The following is a 17,587-nucleotide window of genomic DNA, read 5'->3' on the forward strand; positions in this document are numbered from 1 at the left end:
GTGACGCGCCGCTCCGGAGCGGGTTTAGCCCTTGTCCGACCTGACTGCGCCGCGCATGCAGTCGGCGGCGCTTGCCTGCATCATCGCGCAATCGCAGCTGGCCATGTCCCGGCTGTCGGGCACCCATATGCGGACACGCGCAGGGCCAGTCGCCCGCGGACCATATTGCGGCGCCGACCGCCATTCCCAATGGCCTTGCGGCGTGCGGCTCGCGTCGGTTGCAAGCGCAGGCGCGGCGAGACTGAGGGCCGCCACAAGGGCGGCCGGAAGCAGTTTGATCATCACGAAAACCTTTGACTGAAAAGAAGGAAACCGGGCGCGCACGCATCGATCGATGCGCGCAGCCCGTGCTCGTTCAATCAGGCAAGGCTGGTGGGAGGATCCGGCTCGGGCGCAACCGCCTTGCCGGTCAATATCGTGTCGGTCGTCCAGAAGCTGGGCGCGTCGTAGAGACGCGCAGGCGCAACGCCGCCTGCCAGGTCCGCTGCGACCAGCGGGATCACGCACCCCATCGCGGCGATGCAATCGAGCGTCAGGCCCTTGCAGGGCTTTTCGCTGGGCGCAGGCTGCTGCTTGGCCATCATCGCCATGCAGTCCGCATCCATGCCCTTGGCCAGCGGCGCGCCTGCCGCCTGCGGCACGCTGTGCGCGGCCGCCATCTGGGCTCCGAAGAGACCGGACAGCGCTCCGATGACGAGCAGGAGGGCGAGCAGGCGTTTCACGGGCCTCGATATCTAGCGGGTTTCGCGGGCGCAGCCAACCAAAGTCTCGCGCCGCGCGGATTTTGAAGTGCTGACGGCTGATTCCGTCAACTCCGCGTCAATAAAGATCCGGCCCGGGGAAGAAGATCGGCTGCGGCCTCTACGTATATCGAGGCTGGACCCGGGACCGTAGTCCCAAGCCTGAAGAGACGCTCTTCCCCTCGGCAAAGTCCGGGCGGTGGCTTACCATCCAAGGAGGTGAATATGGTCAGAAAAACTCTCATGGTCGCGCTTGCCGGCATTTCGATGCTTGCTGCCGTCCCCGCTATGGCCCAGGGCATCGGGCACAGCCTGTTCATGCGCGGCTCGATCGTCGACACGGGCAGCAACGGCACGGTCGTCTGCATCGGCAAGGCCGATGGCGCCGAGGTCGGCCAGAAGCTCGAGGTCTATCGCGTCGTGACCCATCCGGGTCCGTCCAAGGGCGTGGCGCCGACCTATCACCGCCAGCTCGTCGGCCATGTGACGATCGACCATATCTTTGACGATCACTTCGCGCACGTGTCCGTCGCCGACGGCACGCCTGCCAGGCACGACATCGTCGAGCTTCGCAAGAACTGACAAGCCGGTGGCCCGGCGGCACGGGCTGCCCTGCGACGCGTCGGGGCAGCGGGCCGCCGGCGACGAGGAGACCGTTCGGGGTCAAAGCGAAACCGCTTGACCCTGGACCATGGTCCAACCGGCATGATCGAGCGGATGACATGGGCAATTTCAAGATCGGCGAACTGGCCGCGGCCGCAGGCGTGGGGCGGGATACGATCCGCTATTATGAGCGGATGGGCCTGCTGCGCGAGCCCGCGCGCACGGCAGCGGGCTACAGGCTCTACGACGCGACCGACCTCGAGCGCGTCAATTTCATCCGCTCGGCGCAGGAGCTTGGTTTCACACTCGAACAGGCCCGGCAGCTGCTGGCACTCAGGGCGTCGGACACCGCGCATGCCCAGGCCGTGCTCGATATCACGCTTGCCAAGATCGCGGACGCCGAAGCCCGGCTCGAGCGCCTGTCGGATATCCGCGACATGCTGCGGATGCTCGCCGACGAATGCCCGGGCGAAGTGCCGGTCTCCGATTGCCCGATCCTCGCCTTCCTGACGGCGCGGCGGAAAGACCAGCAGCATAACAAGAAACATCAGGCAGCGCAGGACGAACGATCACCACGAGCGAAAGGGGTTTTGTCATGAAGAAAATGCGTTTGATCGCCGTCCTCACGCCGGCGCTGCTTCTAGGCGCCTGTGTGACCACGCGGCCGACCTCGGCGCAGGTCGAGAGTTGCCGGGCGATGGAGGGCAATATGGGTCTCCAGACGCCGCATGATCATGGCGAGATGAAGGGGCAGGGGCGCAACCCGATGAACCTCTCGCACGACCGGTGTCTCCGGATTCTGCGCAGCGCGCAATGAGCCGGTCCGGACGCCAGGGATGGCGCCCGGACACAGTTTTCAAGCCAAGGAGCAAAGCCATGATCGACCATGCGAAGAAAGCCCTTCCACTTGTCGGCGGAAGCCTGTTGCTGGCGCTCGCGCTTTCGGGCTGCGACCGCCAGGCCGACCAGACGGTGCCGCCCGCGGCGAACAGCGTCGCCGCCACCCCGGTCCTGACCGACAGCGGCAACGCTGCAGACGCGGCGCCGATGGACGCGATGAGCAACCAGGCCGAGATGGAGCGGCATCACCGTCAGGCGATGGACCATGACGCGATGCGCGCCGGGGCCGGCAACCAGACCGCGCCGGCACCCGATCCCGCGCCGGGCAATGCGGCGATGCCGATGAAGGATATGTAGGCTCGCACACTAAGGGGATGAGGATGTCCAGGCGGATCAGCCTTCGACGCTTGAGCCTCGGCTGCGCAATCGCTCTCAGCCTGTCCGCGAGCGCGGGCGCGCAGGAGGGCGAGGATCATGCCGCGCATCATGGCGCAGGCATGCCGGCCGGCGGGGGCATGTCCGCACCGGCAGAGCCGGGGTCGTCGGACATGGCGAAGATGATGAACCCCATGATGGATCGCATGATCAATGGGGAAGGGGAGAATGAGCACGGCCACGAATCGCGCCGGACCGGCTTCATCTCGCAGCTGCTCGCCTTTCCCGCGCTTGACGAAGCGGCAAGGCAGCGGGTCGCTGCGCAGGCCGGCGAACGGGTAAGCACGGGTCTGGCGATGATCAACGCCGCCTCGGCCGACGGCGCGCGTGCGACCACGGTCTCGGCCCGGCTCGATGCGGCGCGGCGCCTGCGCGAGGGAACCGACCTGTTCCGCTCCGGCACCGCCGCGCAGGGCGCGATCGGGGGCTTGCAGCCGCCCCGGGAGGTCGGGCTTGCCTGGCTGCGCGATCAGCTCGACATCGACCAGGCCGCGCCCGGCCATGCCGATCACTGGTTCGGCATCTCGCCCTCGCACCTCCTTCTCATGCTGTTCCTGGGGCTGGTGAGCGCCACGCTTATCGCGCTGCAGATCTTCCGCCTGCGGCGGATCGGGGCGATCGCCGGCGGTGTCGCCACCGCCAAGGTTCCAGCAAAGCCGGAGCCGAAGGCTGCCCCTCCCGCTACCAGGGTTGCGCCCGCGCCTGCACCCGTTGCCGACAGCGCCGGGCTCGCGCCGAGCAATGCGGCCGCACCCGCTGGGGCGTCGCTGCGCAAGCCCAAAAGCTGGGCGGGGCAGCTGCGCGTGGTCCAGATCGTGCGAGAGACGCCGAGCGTGCTGACCTTCCGGCTCGCGGACCCGACCGCCGACCGGCTGCCGTTCGACTTCCTGCCGGGCCAGTTCCTGCAGGTCGAGGTAGAGCCCGAAGCGGGCAAGACCGCGCGCCGTTCCTACACGATCGCCTCTTCGCCGACCCAGCGGGCCTATGTCGAACTGACGGTCAAGCGCGAGGAGCAGGGCGTGGTCTCGCGATACCTGCACGACAAGGTCGTCGCCGACGATCTGCTGAAGGTCAGCGGACCGTTCGGCGCCTTCACCTTCACGGGAACGGATGCCCAGAGCATCGTGCTGATCGCGGGCGGGGTCGGCATCACCCCGATGATGTCGGTGCTGCGCTATCTCACCGACACCGCGTGGAAGGGTGATATCTTCTTCTTCTACGGCGCACGGTCGACCGAGGAATTCGTGTTCCGCGACGAGCTCGAGCGGCTCGAACGCCGTTTTCCCAACCTCCATGTCGTCGCCGCGATGCAGCGCGCGCCCGGCACCGTCTGGATGGGCCCCGAAGGGCCGATCACGCGCGAGATGATCCTGGCCGCGGTGCCGGAGATCGCGAGCCGGCGCATCCATATGTGCGGCCCGCCGGCGATGATGGGCGCGATGCGCGGCGTGCTGGCGGAACTCGGCGTCCCCGACGCGCAGCTGCACACCGAGGCGTTCGGTCCGGCCTCGCTGCCGGCCGACCACGAGGATCTCGAGGTCAAGCCCGCGCCCCCGCCAGCGGATAAGCCGGCCCCGAGCGCCGAGGTGGCGCCGAGCACGGTGACCTTCTCCGTGTCGGGGGTGTCGGCGGCCTTGCCCGCGGACGAGACCGTGCTGGAGGCGGCCGAGGGCGCGGGCGTCGAGATCCCCTATGCATGCCGTGCGGGCACATGCGGCGCCTGCGTGGTCAAGCTGCTGCAGGGCGAAGTGACGATGGAGGTCGAATCCGGCCTTGCGCCCGCCGACAAGGCGCAAGGCTATGTGCTCGCGTGCCAGGCGAAGGGGACGGGCACGCCGCTCGTGGTCGAAGCCTGATGCGCGAACGCAGCGACATTGCCGTGGGCCTGCTGGTCGCGTTCCTGCTGCTGTTCCCGTTCGGCTATCTCGTGCATGTGTCGCCCCGCTTTCCGGGTAGCCTGGCCGGCGGGATCATCGGGATCGCAGCGCTCGTGCTGATGCTGCTGACGCTTCCTTATGTCGCGGCCAAGCACATCGCCTGGGTCGACAAGGCGCTCTCCCGGGTCGTCAGCAAGCCAACCCTGCTCGCCATCCACATCTATGCCGGCGTGCTGGCGCCGATCCTGGGTCTGGTCCACGCCGCGCACAAGCTCGAAAGCCCGGTCGGCCTGCTTCTGACCGTCCTCCTGCTGATGACGGTCATCACCGGCTTCATCGGCCGCTACCTGCTTGCCCAGCTTGGTCGGGCGCTGCGCGGACGCAGGTCAGAACTGGCCTCGCTTCGCGCCGCCTTCCTCGAGGAGCCGGCGGCGCCGACGCAGGCCGATACCGCAGCCCCGCCGCTGTCGGGCTGGAAGCGCTATCTGTTCGTCGCCGGGGATGCGTCCGCGGGCCAGCGCCCCCAGGACAAGGCGGGGATCGCCGCAGCGCTGGCCGATACCGAATTCGCGATCCGTGCCGAAGAGGCAACCAACACCCTGTTCGCGCGGTGGCGGTTCCTGCACATCCTGCTGGGCTGTCTCATCTTCGCGCTGCTCGCGCTCCACGTCGGCGCGGCGATCTATTACGGGCTGCGCTGGCTATGAGCTGGCAGCGTCTTTCCTACGCCGTCTTCATCGCAGCCCTGCTGGTGATGGTCGCCGCGGTCGCGATCCGGATGCGATCGGACGCGCCGAGGGATGCCGGCCTGGTGGCGCAGCTCGTCTCGCCCGGCCCGCTCTCGAGCGCGCACCAGTCCTTTGCCGGCCAATGCACGGCCTGCCACACGCCGGGCAAGGGCGTCGAAACCCGGACCTGTCTCACCTGCCATGCGGGCACCGATTTCGGGACGAAGCAGTCGACGCAGTTCCACGCGAAAGCGACGCAGTGCACCTCCTGCCACGTCGAACATGAGGGAGAGCGCGGCATCATCCGCATGGATCACGCCGCGTTGCTCGACATGGCGAAGTGGCGGCAGCCTTTGGCGGGCATGTCGACAAACACTCGAAGCCTGACCCCCGAGACCGCGCTCAATTGCGCGAGCTGCCATGCGTTCCGCGATCCGCACCAGGGCCTGTTCGACACCGACTGCGCGAGCTGCCACAAGACCGACAGCTGGAAGATCGCCAATTACCGCCATCCATCGGTCAATTCGACGCAGTGCGCCGAGTGCCATAAGGCGCCGCCCAGTCACTTCATGGAGCATTTCAGCATGGTCTCGCAGCGCGCAGCCGGATCGAAGGCGCGCGTCGACCAATGCTATGCCTGTCACGCCACCGACAGCTTCAACAATATCCGCAAGCGAGGCTGGTATGATCACCATTGAGGCCGACTGGCTGAGCGCCTTCTTCCGGCTCGCCGTGATCGGCCTGGAACTGGCGGGCACGCTGACCATCCTGGTCGGCGCGGGGCTCGCAACCTTTCTGTTTGCGCGGCGGGCGAGGGCGGGCGACCGAACCGAGGCCTATAGCACGTTCCGCTCGGCGCTCGGCCGCAGCATCCTGCTCGGCCTGGAATTTCTGGTCGCCGGCGACATCGTCAAGTCGCTGGTGATCAACCCGACGCTCGACGATCTCATCGTGCTGGCCGGGCTTGTGCTGGTGCGGACCTTCCTGAGCATCTCGCTCGGGGTCGAGATCAACGGTCACTGGCCCTGGGAGGAAACCCGGATGGCGCGGGAGAAGGCGCGTGCGGCGTCGGATGGGTCGCCGGCGACGGCTGAGGCCGCCGGATGCGGCACACCGCGCAAGGGATAGCCGATGGAGGGTGCATGATGATCGAGAGACGCGAATTGCTGATGGCGGGCGCCGGCCTTGCCGCCGCCGGAACGCTGGCTGCGCCGGCGGCGGGGCAGCAGCATCGAATGGAAGGGATGGCGATGTCGATGACGGACTGCATCGACGATTGCCTGGCTTCACACCGCATGTGCCTCGAAACCGCCGCCTGGCTGACGAAGCAAAGCAGCGCGCTGGCGAGCGCGTCGTTGATCGCCATGCTGAACGACTGTGCGGAACTGTGCCAGGCGACAGCCAACTCGATGCTGCGGGAATCGGCTCTGCACCGCATCCTGTGCCGCGCCTGCGCCGATGCTTGCGAGCGCTGCGCCGAGGAATGCGGGCGTCATAGCGAGGACCAGCGGATCGCGCGTTGCTCGGCCACCTGCAAGAAATGCGCGGCGAGCTGCCGAATGATGGCGGACATGACCGGCTGACCACCCGCTTCGCATATTACGTATACTGCCGGGTCAGGACCGATACCATCTCAAGGGCAAGCTCCCGGAGGAGCGAGAAACGACCGGATCTGAAGCCGGTCGAACGGAAACCAGACTTGAAGGAATCGATAGTGCGCAAGAAAACGGTAGTTATCACTTCGCTCGCAGCCCTCGGCCTCCTTGCCCTCGGTGCCGGGCCTGTTCTCGCCGATGGCATGCCGTCGGACATGCCGGATCTCGAGGAGACGCTCAAGGCCAAGCCTGCGCCGGCTCAGTCCGGCACGGCCCATATGGAGGGCATGCGGCACGGCAAGGACCAGATGCACGGTGAGATGATGCGAGGCCACCGGATGGCCATGCGGGAATCGGGGAGCCAGGAGGGGGCTTCTGACATGTCGCATCGGTCGGGCGGGGGGTGCTGAACCAAAAGCCCATCAGAGGTCGGTTGATCAAAGCCTCACCATACAAGGCGTTGGTATCGTTTGACCGGGCCGCAACGTTGGTCCGCCGTTTCCCCGGCGGGCCAATTGCGTTTCAGAATAAAGGTCTGCACGAGCTTTAATGCGATGCAGTCATGAATCCGCTGGACCCTTGGACCATGGTTTCGCCCGCAAGATCGCGGGCCTGCCAGTCCTGATCCAGTGCGGATTCGTAACTTACGTATTCAGACCAAAGGGCCAAGCCCGCATGAGGGGTCGGTATGGTCGCGGTCGCAAACGGCGATCGGGCAAGGACTCATCATGCGGAGAACCACAATGCGAAAGACGAAACTTCTAGTCGGCGCGATCGGCTGCCTGGCGACCCTGAACTTCGCTGGCGCGGGTCTGGCGCAATCGGCACCCGCCGCGCCCCAGCACGCCCCTGCGCAGCCGAAGCCATCCACCGCCCATGCCCATCAGCAGGGGATGGATCATGGAGGGCAGCAGATGCACGACCAAATGATGCAGGATCACCAAGCCGGCATGCAGAAGCCGCAAGGCCAGCAGGGCGCTGCGGGCATGGCCGGAATGTCTGGTGGCTCGTCGCAGGGGAGCGGTTCGAGCAAGGCTGGCAAGCCCAAGAGCGGTTGCTGCAAGATGCCGATGAAAAAGGCAAAGCCGGCCGCCAAGAAGAAACCGGCCACGCCTATGGCCGACAAGCCGATGAGCGACATGTGAGGTTTCCAGCCCCGAGAACAGACCCCTGGGGCTGAGGGCCCGCCGCTGCCCCCGCGGCGGGCCTGTTCTTCAAGAGGTGTTCCAAGTTTCTAGGATTTCATAACGAGAAGCAGGCGTCCACCGCGAGAGAGAGGAGCCCGCGATGCGTAAAGCTCCAGGAGTTGGCACCGAGCTGCGGGTCCGCGCTTACGATTAAGAGGTCCGACCAAGCATGGCCGGATCAACTTCAGTGACCTCTGCGCCGCGATTGAATGGCGAGAGCCATTGCCTGCTTAGGCGACGAGATAATCTATGAGCTGATGAGAAAATCATCGGCTTCTTTTGCGTGTCCAGCCTGGCGCTTCGTAAAAACTCTGCCTGATTTTTGTCTGCGGAACTTACTTATAGGCCGTCTCATCAGAAGGCCTACTTCATCAGGCATCGGTAAAGATGGAGACAGGCGATGTTCGAGAAGGCGATCGGGACCATCAATGCTGCGGCGTCCTTCCGACACCGCTATGATAATTTCATCGGTGGTCGATGGAGCGCTCCAGCGAGCGGCGAGTATTTCGCGGACACGAGCCCGATCAATGGCGCCCAGATCGCCGAGTTTGCGCTGTCGACGCCGGAAGATGTCGAGCGCGCGCTCGATGCGGCGCACGCCGCCAAGGATCAATGGGCAAGGATCTCGCCCGCCGACCGCGCCAGGATTCTCAATCGCGTCGCCGACCGGCTCGAGGATAATATGGAGTTGCTGGCGCTTGCCGAGACGATCGACAACGGCAAGCCGATCCGCGAGACGCGCGCTGCCGACGTTCCGCTCGCGATCGACCATTTCCGCTATTTCGCCGGCTGCATCCGGGCCGAGGAAGGCGGGATCTCGACGATCGATGCCGACACCATCGCCTATCATTTTCGCGAGCCGCTTGGCGTCGTCGGCCAGATCATCCCGTGGAACTTCCCGCTGCTGATGGCGGCGTGGAAGATCGCCCCGGCGCTGGCGGCGGGCAACTGCACCGTCATCAAGCCCGCATCCCAGACGCCGCTCACCTTGCTGATGTTCGCCGAGCTCACCGCCGACATCCTGCCGCCCGGCGTGCTCAATGTCGTCACCGGCCCGGGACGGACCGTCGGCCAGGCGATCGCCGCCAATCCGCGCATCGCCAAGGTCTCGTTCACCGGCGAGACCGTCACCGGCAAGCAGATCATGCATGCGGCCGCCGACCATCTGATCCCCCAGACGATGGAGCTTGGCGGCAAGTCGCCCAACATCTTCATGGCGGACGTGCTCGACGAGGACGATGCCTTCTTCGACAAGGCGCTCGAAGGCTTCACGCTGTTCGCGTTCAACAAGGGCGAGGTCTGCACCTGCCCGTCGCGCGCGCTGATCCATGAGTCGATCTTCGATCGCTTCATCGAGCGCGCCGTGGCGCGCGTCGCCGCGATCCGCCAGGGCGATCCGCTCGACCCCTCGGTCCAGGTCGGCGCGCAGGCGTCGGAGGACCAGCTCCACAAGATCCTGGGCTATATCGATATCGGCAAGGCCGAGGGCGCGCAGTGTCTGGTCGGTGGCGCCAAGGCGCTGCCGGGCGGTGCGCTCGACCAGGGCTATTTCGTACAGCCGACCGTGTTCGTGGGTCAGAACCACATGCGCATCTTCCAGGAGGAGATCTTCGGTCCCGTCCTGGCGGTCACCACCTTCAAGACGGTCGAGGAGGCGATCGCACTTGCCAACGACACCGCCTACGGTCTTGGCGCGGGCGTCTGGACCCGGAGCGGCAACACCGCCTACCGTCTGGGCCGCGCGATCGAGGCCGGGCGGGTCTGGACCAACTGCTATCACCAGTACCCCGCCCATGCCGCCTTCGGCGGATACAAGGCGTCGGGCTTCGGGCGTGAAAATCACCGGATGATGCTCGACCATTATCAGCAGACCAAGAACCTGCTCGTCTCCTATGACGAGCACGCGCTCGGCCTGTTCTGACCCCTCGCTCAAAAGGAGAAACGGACATGGCGAAAACCATGAAGGCGGCGGTCGTCCGCGAATTCGGCAAGCCCCTGGTCATCGAGGACGCGCCGATCCCGACGGTCGGCCCCGGGCAGATCCTGGTCAAGATTGCGGCAACCGGCGTGTGCCATACCGACCTGCACGCGGCAGAAGGGGACTGGCCGGTCAAACCCAACCCGCCCTTCATTCCTGGCCATGAAGGCGTCGGGCATGTCGCCGCCGTCGGTGCGGGCGTCACCCATGTGAAGGAAGGCGACCGGGTCGGCGTGCCCTGGCTCTACACCGCCTGCGGGCATTGCGTGCATTGCCTGGGTGGCTGGGAGACGCTTTGCCACGAACAGCAGAACACCGGCTATTCGGTCAATGGCAGCTTTGCCGAATATGTCCTCGCCGATCCCAACTATGTTGGTCACCTTCCCGACAATGTCGACTTCCTCGACATTGCGCCGATCCTCTGCGCGGGCGTCACCGTCTACAAGGGATTGAAGGCCACCGAGGCCCGACCCGGCGAGTGGGTGGTCGTCTCAGGGATCGGCGGGCTCGGCCACATGGCGGTGCAATATGCCCGTGCCATGGGTCTCAATGTGGCCGCGGTCGACATCGACGATAGCAAGCTCGACCTCGCTACACGCCTTGGCGCCACACTGACGGTCAACGCGCACAGCGAGGACCCTTCGGCAGCGCTCAAGAAGGCGATAGGCGGCGCGCACGGAGCGCTCGTCACCGCCGTTTCGCCCAAGGCGTTCCAGCAGGCGCTCGGCATGGTCCGGCGCGGCGGCACGGTCGCGCTCAATGGTCTGCCGCCGGGCGACTTCCCGCTGTCGATCTTCGACACCGTGCTGAACGGCATTACCGTGCGAGGCTCGATCGTCGGCACGCGGCTCGATCTGCTCGAGGCACTGGCGTTCGCCGGCGACGGCAAGGTCAAGGCCACGGTCCATGCAGACAAGCTGGAGAACATCAACGACGTCTTCTCCCGCATGCACCATGGCGACATCGAGGGCCGGATCGTCCTCGACCTCGCCTGAACCCGACTTCGCGAAAGTACAGTTCATGTCTCCCTTACATATCCGGCCGATCGCACGGCGCCGTTTCGTCCAGGGGCTGGCGATCGGCGGCGCGGTTGCCGGCTTCGCCCCGCGCTTCTCGCGCGATCCGCCCCAGTCTCGCCCGCCGAGCTTAGCGGGACCGAGTTCGACCTCGAGATCGCCGAGCTGCCAGTCAACTTCACCGGCAAACGCCGTATCGCGACCGCCGTGAACGGCAGCGTGCCCGCGCCGGTCCTGCGCCTGCGCGAAGGCGACACGGTCACGCTCCGTGTGCGCAACGGCCTCAAGGAGATGTCGAGCATCCATTGGCACGGCATCATCGTGCCGGCGGAGATGGACGGCGTGCCCGGCATCAGCTTTGCCGGCATCGCGCCGGGCGAGACCTTCACCTATCGCTTCGAGGTCCGCCAGAGCGGAACCTACTGGTATCACGCTCACACGCTCGCCGAGCAGACGGGACTCTATGGAGCGATCATCGTGGAGCCGAAACAGGCGCCGGCGGCGCGGGCGCCCGATCGCGACTATTGCATCGTGCTCAGCGACTGGTCGGACGAGCCGCCGCTGCAGATCTTCCTCAATCTCAAGAAGCAGAGCAGCTACTATAATTTTGCGCAGCCGACAGCCGGCGACTTCCTCAAGGATGTCGGCGCCATGGGCCTTGGGAAGGCGCTCGAGCGGCGGCGGATGTGGAACAGCTCGCGGATGAACCCGACCGACTACAGCGATGTCTCTGCCGCGACCTACACCTATCTGATGAACGGCGCGCCGCCCGCCGGCAACTGGACCGGTATCGCCGCGCCCGGCGAACGCGTGCGCCTGCGCTTCGTCGGCGCGGGGACGGCGACGTTCTTCGACGTGCGGATCCCGGGGGTCGAGCTGACGGTCGTATCGGCCGACGGGCAGCCGGTCGAGCCGGTCACGGTCGAGGAATTCCGGATCGGCCCGGGCGAGACCTATGACGTCGAGTTCACCATGCCCGAGGGCGGCGCCCGCACCATCTTCGCGCAGGCGATCGATCGGAGCGGCTATGCCCGCGGCACGATCGCACCGGCTCCGGGCATGGCGGCAGCCGTGCCGCCGCTCGATGCCCGGACCTGGCTCGAGCCGGTCGACATGATGGGCGCGATGGCGACGATGGGCGCAATGGGAGGCGACGCGCATGCCGGGCACGGCATGACCGAGATGCCGGCCAGGGCACAGCACGCCCGCACCGAATATGGCGCCAATACCGACATGCGCGTCGACTATCCCCGCACCAATCTGGACGATCCCGGCGCCGGGCTGCGCGGGCGCGGCTGGCGCGTGCTGACGCTGGCCGATCTGCGCACGCCGGGCGGCGATCCCGACCCGCGCGAGCCCGAGCGCGACATCGAGCTGCATCTGACGGGCAATATGGAACGGTTCATCTGGTCGCTCGACGGCATCAAGCTCAACGATTCCCGGCCGCTGCATTTCAAGCCGAACGAGCGGCTGCGCGTCACCTTCGTCAACGACACGATGATGGCGCATCCGATGCATCTGCACGGCATGTGGAGCGATGTCGAAGGCCCGGACGGCGCCTTCCAGGTCCGCAAGCATACGGTCGTGGTCCAGCCCGCCCAGCGGGTGAGCTTCCGCGTCACCGCCGACGCCATGGGCCGATGGGCCTTCCACTGCCATCTGCTCTATCACATGGCGGCCGGCATGTTCCGGGAGGTGGTGGTCGCATGATCCGGATTATCCCCTCGCGCGGCATTGCTCTTGGCGTTGCCCTCTTCCTGGCGCCGGCGATCACGGCTCCCGCCCTCGCGCAGGATGCCTTGCCCCCGTCGCCCGCCGCCACCCCTGCCCAAACGGCCACTCCCGATCCAAACTCACCTTCCGCGCAAGGCTCTCAGGAGCATGCGGGCATGGACATGCCGGGCATGGATATGACCGACACGAAGGCGTCCGGTAACGGCGCCACGATGGACATGGGCTCGATGCAGGGTGGCAAGGCCCCGCCGGACGCGCGCAACTCGGACGATTATGCCGACGGCTATCGCAACTCGACGCTGCCGGGCTATGAGATGGCCGACAAGCTCTCGATCCCCAAGATACTTGTGGATGAGCTCGAGTTCACCAGCGGCAACGAGGGTCAGGGCGTGGGCTGGACCGTGCTCGTCACCAAGGGTCAGGACAATGACAAGCTCTGGCTGCGCAGCCAGGGGCTCAAGAACTCCCGCGACCAACGTCTCGATCCGGAGAGCAGCGTCGAGGCGCTGTGGTGGCACAGCAAGAACCCGTTCTGGGGCACGCTGCTCGGGGTCAGGCAGGATCTCGGCAAGGGTGCGACCACCTGGCTCGCCGCCGGCGTCGAGGGACTGGCGCCCTATTGGTTCGACGTCCAGCTCACCGGCTATGTAGGAACCGATGGGCGTCTCGCGGCGCGCGCCAAGGCCTCCTATGAGGTCCTGTTCACCAATCGGTTGATCCTTACGCCGCAGGTGGAAACCAATATCTATTCGAAGCGGTCGAGCGATCGGCAGCTCGGCAGCGGCTTCAGCAATGTCGAGCTGAGCGGACGGTTGCGCTACGAGGTGTCGCGCAAGTTCGCGCCCTATATCGGCTTCGTCTGGGAGCGCGCATTTGACGGCACGGCCGATTTCCGTCGCCTGCGCAGGGAAGGGCCTTCCGAACACAGGCTGGTGATCGGCTTGCGCGCCTGGTGGTGATCCGCGGATGGCCACTCGAGGGATCGACCGCGAACGCGCCGCGTGACAAGGCTGGATCGCAAGCCAACGGTCGCTGGCCGGCCTCCTTTTTCGTCTTGTTGCTCGCGGCGGCTGCGGCGTCGGCGGGACAGACGGCCATTCTCGCCTTCCTTCCGGCACTGGTCGACCCGGCTCGTGGCGCGCTATCGTCAAGCGCTCATGATTTTCACGTCGCGAGCCTGACTGCGGTCCATCCCCTGGCAGCCTTGCTGGCGGCGCCGCTCTGGGGCTGGATCGCGGACCGGGTCGACTATCGGGCGATGTTGCGCGCAGCGCTGGTCATCCTCGCGCTGGTGACCGCGCCGATCGGCCTCGTCGGGTTGCCTGAGCTTTATGCATTGCGTCTGGTGGCGGGGATGGCGTCGGCCGCCATCATACCGTTGGGCTTGCTCTGCGCGAGCTTTGCCGCAAGCGGGCGCGCGGACCAGGCGCGCCGCTTCACCTGGCTGACCGCCTTCGTGTTTCTGGGCGATCTCGCCGGTCCGCTGGTGGCGGAGGTCTCGGCCGCGATCCTGCCCCGCGCTCCCCTCATGATCCTCGCTCTCGGCATCGGTGCCGTCGGGGCGGCGCTTTGCGCCGTGCGTCTGCCGCGCTGGTGTGCACCTTGCATCGATGGCGGAGACCTGCCCGCGCCTACGCTCGGCGCGACGTTGATCCTGCTTTTTATCACGATCGTCGCGGGCGGCGGGCTGGCGGCGATGCATGTCAATCTCCTGGTGACGCGGAGCGCCATTTCGCTGAGCCGCGAAGAGATCGCCTGGATGCTCAGTCTCTGCGGATTGGGCATGCTGGCGGCACAGATCTTCCATGCAAAGCTGGATTGGCTGGTCACTGTGCCGAGGCGGCTTGCCGGATTGACGCTGGGCCTGCTGGCTGTGGCACTTTTCATGTTTCCTGTCGCCGCGAGTATGGCCGAGCTCAGTGGGATCATCGTTGCTGCCGGCTGGAGCTCGGCAACCCTTCGATTGGTCACCAGCTTCTGGATCAGCGGCGGCGGGGCCCCTTCAGGCGTGAAGCTCGGTTTCCAGCATTCCGCCGCCAGCATCGGGCAGGCGCTCGCGCCGCTGGCGATAGCCATCGTCGCTCCCGGGGCGCAGCCGCTCGTTCTGTGGGGGATTGGTGGTCTATCGCTAGCGCTGCTTGTGTCCCTGCCGCTAGCCTGGAGGCCGCCCGCCATCGTAAAATCATCTGCGTGATGAGGGGAGGGGCGCATTGATGCGTATAGAAAAGAAGGGGCCTCTGCCCCATGCTTATCGTTCTTCCGGGAGTCATTTCATGAAGACCCGCCTATTCGTCGCCTTGCTGTTCCTCGCCATGCCCGGCGTAGCGCTTGCGGCCAGTGATATCGTCGTCCACCGGGATCCGGGATGTGGATGTTGCGAGAAGTGGGCGCAGGCCGTGCGCGCGAAGCTGGGACGCAAGGTCGTCATGCGTGACGATGCGTCGCGCAGCGAGCTTCAGCGCAAGGCCGGCATGCCCCGGACGCTGGCATCTTGCCACAGCGCGATCGTCGATGGCTATATGATCGAGGGCCATGTCCCGATATCCGACGTCAAGCGCTTGCTGGCGACCCGTCCTGCGGGCGTCAAAGGCATTGCGGTTGCGGGGATGCCGATCGGTTCGGAGGGCATGGAAGTGGCAGGCGCTGCCCGCCAACCCTATACGGTGGTGGCCTTCGGCAGCGCCGGTCAGCGAATTTTCGCCCGCCATTGATATCGCGCGGTTTGCAGCATCCTGCAGAATTGCCCGGTGGTAGAGGACCCCGCTGTCGAGTGTAGAACCTTGTGTCAAGCGAGCTGATGGCGTCCCTACCCCTACCTACACTGAAAAAGCAACGATTTGTCTTGTAAGTTGTTCGCGGTCGTCTCCCTGATTTGCCTGAATTTGGCCCAAAATGTGGGAACGATTGTGGGACCGTTTGCCCACCGAAAGTGTGAGAACGGCCCCAACATTCCCGATCAGGGCCCCGAACCGATGGCACTCACAGCATTGAAGGTGAAAAACGCGAAGCCCGGTCGCCATGTCGATAGCCGGGGCTTTGCCTGATTGCACTTTGCGTTCGCTTGCATTACATCGTCATGCAGAAAGGAAATCGACATGGCCGCAAACGCTCTTGTGCAGACCCGGATCGACGGAGCGGTGAAGGAGGAAGCCGCGACCGTGCTGGCTGCTATGGGGCTGACCGTCTCCGATGCCGTGCGCCTGATGCTGACCCGCGTTGCCCGCGACAAGGCCTTGCCGTTTGAACCGCTGGTGCCCAATGCCGAGACGATCGAGGCCATGAAGGAAGCGCGCGAGGGAAAGGGCAAGCGGTTCGCCACGGTGGTCGACCTGATGGCCGACCTCAATGCGGACGATTGAACGCTTCGGGCGGTTCAAGCGCGACTACAAGCGGGAGAAGAAGGGGCAGCACGCCAAGACGCTGGACGCTGACCTGATCCCGATCATCGAGGCGCTGGCATCCGACGAGCCGCTTGAACCGCGCCACCGCGACCATGCGCTGACCGGCGACTGGCGCGACCATCGCGATTGCCACATAAAGCCCGACCTCGTGCTGATTTACCGCAAGCCCGATGACGACACCTTGCAGCTTGTGCGCTTGGGATCGCACGCGGAATTGGGTTGGTGACGCCCGCGCATGGCGAGCTTATACGTTTGTCGGGTATGTCAGCCAGAGGCACGATTACGGGTTAGGTGTGATCAGCGAGCATCCGATGCCAACAAGCTTTTGCAGAAGACATCAATCGCAGAGATGCATTCGGCAGGCGCTGCTTGAAACAAAAATGAGGGCCATAAATCACTTTCACCCTCAAATTCTGACAAATTTGCCGTTAGTTCACGACTGGTGAGCGAGAAATGAGCCGATCGCGTTGGGCTTGAAGAGCCGACCGCTCGCTCCACCGTCGTGACCCCTACGTTGATGACCGGCGGATGCTGGCCCGGTAGACGATGCTGCCGAGAGCGACGACGACGCCCATGATGGCAAAAGATTCCATGCTCGAATGGCTCAAAAGCCAGATCGTGAGAAGGAAACCCTATTTCCGTGATTTGCTCGATCACATGCTCAGGGTTGAGAGCGCCATCACCGGCATCCGCGACATCCTGATCTCGGTGTTGGAGGCGAGTCACCTGCTCGAACAGCAGCGCCAGGGTGCGATCACGCGTCAGCTTGCCGCCTGGGCCGCGATCCTCGCGGTGCCTACCGCGATTGCCGGAATCTACGGCATGAATTTCGAGAATATGCCCGAACTGAAGACGCAATGGGGATATTTCGTCATCCTCGGCGTCATCGCTGCGGTCTGCATTGGGCTCTACATCCGGTTCAAACGTAGCCACTGGCTTTGACGGCGCAGATCGGCTTTCCACATCGCGCCGGGCTGAGGCTGCCGGGGGCCGGCCGCCATAACTCAATGCTTTCGCAGAACCTCGGCGCGGTGCCGGTCCAACGCATCGAGCAAAGCCCTGCCGATCAAAGGCTTTGCGAGAACGTGATCGAAGCCCGCCTCGGCGGCCCGCCAGGCCAGCAGCGTGTCGTGAAAGCCTGAGATCATGATGGCGCGTCCCGACCATCCGATCTCGCGAAGGTGACGCAGCATCGCGAATCCGTCGATGTCGGGCATGCGATAGTCGAGGATGACGCAGTCTGCCTCCTTCGCGCGGGGGTCGGCCAACAGCGCGTGGCCGGTCGTATATCCCCACACGGCATAGCCGCGCGATCTCAGCAGCAGCTGGAGGCCACGCCGCACGCCGGGATCGTCGTCGGAGACGAGGATGGTGTATCTGCCATCATGCTGAGTGGAACGGACCGATGGCATTGCGAGAAGCGGACACCCGTGTGACGATTGCACCATCGATC

The 17,587-nt window shown here is 65.3% G+C and carries 21 protein-coding genes and 2 pseudogenes; 20 read left to right on the forward strand and 3 right to left on the reverse strand.

The features are described from left to right. Nucleotides 1-24: 24 nt before the first annotated feature. Both ACFOKF_RS00245 and ACFOKF_RS00250 read right to left on the reverse strand, forming a co-directional pair. Nucleotides 25-282 (reverse strand): hypothetical protein, encoded by a 258-nt coding sequence (locus tag ACFOKF_RS00245; RefSeq protein ID WP_007683334.1) that lies wholly within the window; start codon nt 280-282, stop codon nt 25-27. 77 nt (nt 283-359) lie between these two features. Further along, on the reverse strand, nt 360-722 hold the full coding sequence (locus ACFOKF_RS00250) for a hypothetical protein (RefSeq protein WP_007406428.1): 363 nt from the start codon (nt 720-722) through the stop codon (nt 360-362). A gap of 261 nt (nt 723-983) precedes the next feature. Here ACFOKF_RS00250 and ACFOKF_RS00255 point away from each other — a divergent pair, with 261 nt between their 5' ends. The 20 genes and pseudogenes from ACFOKF_RS00255 to ACFOKF_RS00350 all read left to right on the forward strand — a co-directional run. Next, the gene (locus tag ACFOKF_RS00255) at nt 984-1,322 is read left to right on the forward strand and encodes a hypothetical protein (RefSeq protein ID WP_007406371.1); all 339 of its coding nucleotides are present in this window, start codon (nt 984-986) and stop codon (nt 1,320-1,322) included. 140 nt (nt 1,323-1,462) lie between these two features. After that, nucleotides 1,463-1,942 carry a heavy metal-responsive transcriptional regulator gene (locus tag ACFOKF_RS00260; RefSeq protein WP_007406417.1) on the forward strand — a complete coding sequence of 160 codons (480 nt, stop codon included), beginning with the start codon at nt 1,463-1,465 and terminating at the stop codon, nt 1,940-1,942. Continuing rightward, nucleotides 1,939-2,160, forward strand: coding sequence for a hypothetical protein (locus ACFOKF_RS00265; protein ID WP_007406426.1), 222 nt, complete (start codon nt 1,939-1,941; stop codon nt 2,158-2,160). The genes ACFOKF_RS00260 and ACFOKF_RS00265 overlap by 4 nt, the downstream gene beginning before the upstream one ends. Before the next feature lie 59 nt (nt 2,161-2,219). Continuing rightward, on the forward strand, nt 2,220-2,540 hold the full coding sequence (locus tag ACFOKF_RS00270; protein WP_007406382.1) for a hypothetical protein: 321 nt from the start codon (nt 2,220-2,222) through the stop codon (nt 2,538-2,540). 23 nt (nt 2,541-2,563) lie between these two features. Then, nucleotides 2,564-4,474, forward strand: a complete 1,911-nt coding sequence (locus tag ACFOKF_RS00275; RefSeq protein WP_013039106.1) for a 2Fe-2S iron-sulfur cluster-binding protein — start codon at nt 2,564-2,566, stop codon at nt 4,472-4,474. Next, nucleotides 4,474-5,202, forward strand: a complete 729-nt coding sequence (locus ACFOKF_RS00280; protein ID WP_007406424.1) for a hypothetical protein — start codon at nt 4,474-4,476, stop codon at nt 5,200-5,202. The genes ACFOKF_RS00275 and ACFOKF_RS00280 overlap by 1 nt, the downstream gene beginning before the upstream one ends. After that, the gene (locus ACFOKF_RS00285) at nt 5,199-5,921 is read left to right on the forward strand and encodes a cytochrome C (RefSeq protein ID WP_380792240.1); all 723 of its coding nucleotides are present in this window, start codon (nt 5,199-5,201) and stop codon (nt 5,919-5,921) included. The genes ACFOKF_RS00280 and ACFOKF_RS00285 overlap by 4 nt, the downstream gene beginning before the upstream one ends. Next, on the forward strand, nt 5,908-6,351 hold the full coding sequence (locus ACFOKF_RS00290) for a DUF1622 domain-containing protein (protein WP_007683337.1): 444 nt from the start codon (nt 5,908-5,910) through the stop codon (nt 6,349-6,351). Before ACFOKF_RS00285 ends, ACFOKF_RS00290 begins: the two co-directional genes overlap by 14 nt. 14 nt (nt 6,352-6,365) lie before the next feature. Further along, entirely contained in the window at nt 6,366-6,806 is a 441-nt protein-coding gene (locus ACFOKF_RS00295; RefSeq protein ID WP_007683338.1) for a four-helix bundle copper-binding protein, read from the forward strand. Between the two features lie 131 nt (nt 6,807-6,937). Next, nucleotides 6,938-7,228 (forward strand): hypothetical protein, encoded by a 291-nt coding sequence (locus ACFOKF_RS00300; RefSeq protein ID WP_013039105.1) that lies wholly within the window; start codon nt 6,938-6,940, stop codon nt 7,226-7,228. 333 nt (nt 7,229-7,561) lie between these two features. Further along, on the forward strand, nt 7,562-7,963 hold the full coding sequence (locus ACFOKF_RS00305; protein ID WP_013849877.1) for a hypothetical protein: 402 nt from the start codon (nt 7,562-7,564) through the stop codon (nt 7,961-7,963). A gap of 442 nt (nt 7,964-8,405) precedes the next feature. Then, complete coding sequence (locus ACFOKF_RS00310; protein WP_007683341.1) at nt 8,406-9,926, forward strand: aldehyde dehydrogenase family protein; 1,521 nt, start codon at nt 8,406-8,408, stop codon at nt 9,924-9,926. A 26-nt stretch (nt 9,927-9,952) separates the two neighbouring features. Then, a complete protein-coding gene (gene adhP / locus ACFOKF_RS00315; protein WP_007683342.1) occupies nt 9,953-10,978 on the forward strand; it encodes an alcohol dehydrogenase AdhP in 1,026 nt (341 codons plus the stop codon). Between the two features lie 25 nt (nt 10,979-11,003). Continuing rightward, nucleotides 11,004-12,709, forward strand: a pseudogene (locus ACFOKF_RS00320) (copper resistance system multicopper oxidase). Next, entirely contained in the window at nt 12,706-13,692 is a 987-nt protein-coding gene (locus ACFOKF_RS00325) for a copper resistance protein B (RefSeq protein ID WP_009823975.1), read from the forward strand. Before ACFOKF_RS00320 ends, ACFOKF_RS00325 begins: the two are co-directional and overlap by 4 nt. Continuing rightward, nucleotides 13,686-14,927 carry an MFS transporter gene (locus tag ACFOKF_RS00330; protein WP_007683345.1) on the forward strand — a complete coding sequence of 414 codons (1,242 nt, stop codon included), beginning with the start codon at nt 13,686-13,688 and terminating at the stop codon, nt 14,925-14,927. Before ACFOKF_RS00325 ends, ACFOKF_RS00330 begins: the two co-directional genes overlap by 7 nt. Before the next feature lie 79 nt (nt 14,928-15,006). Further along, a complete protein-coding gene (locus tag ACFOKF_RS00335; protein WP_007683347.1) occupies nt 15,007-15,444 on the forward strand; it encodes a DUF411 domain-containing protein in 438 nt (145 codons plus the stop codon). A 384-nt stretch (nt 15,445-15,828) separates the two neighbouring features. Continuing rightward, nucleotides 15,829-16,092, forward strand: a complete 264-nt coding sequence (locus tag ACFOKF_RS00340) for a type II toxin-antitoxin system RelB/DinJ family antitoxin (protein WP_004212689.1) — start codon at nt 15,829-15,831, stop codon at nt 16,090-16,092. After that, complete coding sequence (locus tag ACFOKF_RS00345) at nt 16,079-16,360, forward strand: type II toxin-antitoxin system YafQ family toxin (RefSeq protein WP_004212690.1); 282 nt, start codon at nt 16,079-16,081, stop codon at nt 16,358-16,360. Before ACFOKF_RS00340 ends, ACFOKF_RS00345 begins: the two co-directional genes overlap by 14 nt. A gap of 401 nt (nt 16,361-16,761) precedes the next feature. Beyond that, nucleotides 16,762-17,076 (forward strand): annotated as a pseudogene (locus ACFOKF_RS00350) (CorA family divalent cation transporter); the annotation flags it as partial. Nucleotides 17,077-17,138: 62 nt separating this feature from the next. Here ACFOKF_RS00350 and ACFOKF_RS00355 read toward each other — a convergent pair. After that, a complete protein-coding gene (locus tag ACFOKF_RS00355; RefSeq protein WP_007683354.1) occupies nt 17,139-17,546 on the reverse strand; it encodes a response regulator in 408 nt (135 codons plus the stop codon). Nucleotides 17,547-17,587 lie beyond the last annotated feature (41 nt).

Source organism: Sphingobium rhizovicinum, from assembly GCF_042647625.1.
Classification (GTDB): domain Bacteria; phylum Pseudomonadota; class Alphaproteobacteria; order Sphingomonadales; family Sphingomonadaceae; genus Sphingobium; species Sphingobium rhizovicinum.

Coding starts and splice junctions, on each gene's coding strand:
- ACFOKF_RS00245 (WP_007683334.1), bottom strand. CDS start 282: ATGATCAAACTGCTTCCGGCCGCCCTTGTGGCGGCCCTCAGTCTCGCC.
- ACFOKF_RS00255 (WP_007406371.1), top strand. CDS start 984: ATGGTCGCGCTTGCCGGCATTTCGATGCTTGCTGCCGTCCCCGCTATG.
- ACFOKF_RS00260 (WP_007406417.1), top strand. CDS start 1,463: ATGGGCAATTTCAAGATCGGCGAACTGGCCGCGGCCGCAGGCGTGGGG.
- ACFOKF_RS00265 (WP_007406426.1), top strand. CDS start 1,939: ATGAAGAAAATGCGTTTGATCGCCGTCCTCACGCCGGCGCTGCTTCTA.
- ACFOKF_RS00270 (WP_007406382.1), top strand. CDS start 2,220: ATGATCGACCATGCGAAGAAAGCCCTTCCACTTGTCGGCGGAAGCCTG.
- ACFOKF_RS00275 (WP_013039106.1), top strand. CDS start 2,564: ATGTCCAGGCGGATCAGCCTTCGACGCTTGAGCCTCGGCTGCGCAATC.
- ACFOKF_RS00280 (WP_007406424.1), top strand. CDS start 4,474: ATGCGCGAACGCAGCGACATTGCCGTGGGCCTGCTGGTCGCGTTCCTG.
- ACFOKF_RS00285 (WP_380792240.1), top strand. CDS start 5,199: ATGAGCTGGCAGCGTCTTTCCTACGCCGTCTTCATCGCAGCCCTGCTG.
- ACFOKF_RS00290 (WP_007683337.1), top strand. CDS start 5,908: ATGATCACCATTGAGGCCGACTGGCTGAGCGCCTTCTTCCGGCTCGCC.
- ACFOKF_RS00295 (WP_007683338.1), top strand. CDS start 6,366: ATGATGATCGAGAGACGCGAATTGCTGATGGCGGGCGCCGGCCTTGCC.
- ACFOKF_RS00305 (WP_013849877.1), top strand. CDS start 7,562: ATGCGAAAGACGAAACTTCTAGTCGGCGCGATCGGCTGCCTGGCGACC.
- ACFOKF_RS00310 (WP_007683341.1), top strand. CDS start 8,406: ATGTTCGAGAAGGCGATCGGGACCATCAATGCTGCGGCGTCCTTCCGA.
- adhP (WP_007683342.1), top strand. CDS start 9,953: ATGGCGAAAACCATGAAGGCGGCGGTCGTCCGCGAATTCGGCAAGCCC.
- ACFOKF_RS00325 (WP_009823975.1), top strand. CDS start 12,706: ATGATCCGGATTATCCCCTCGCGCGGCATTGCTCTTGGCGTTGCCCTC.
- ACFOKF_RS00335 (WP_007683347.1), top strand. CDS start 15,007: ATGAAGACCCGCCTATTCGTCGCCTTGCTGTTCCTCGCCATGCCCGGC.
- ACFOKF_RS00340 (WP_004212689.1), top strand. CDS start 15,829: ATGGCCGCAAACGCTCTTGTGCAGACCCGGATCGACGGAGCGGTGAAG.
- ACFOKF_RS00345 (WP_004212690.1), top strand. CDS start 16,079: ATGCGGACGATTGAACGCTTCGGGCGGTTCAAGCGCGACTACAAGCGG.
- ACFOKF_RS00355 (WP_007683354.1), bottom strand. CDS start 17,546: ATGCCATCGGTCCGTTCCACTCAGCATGATGGCAGATACACCATCCTC.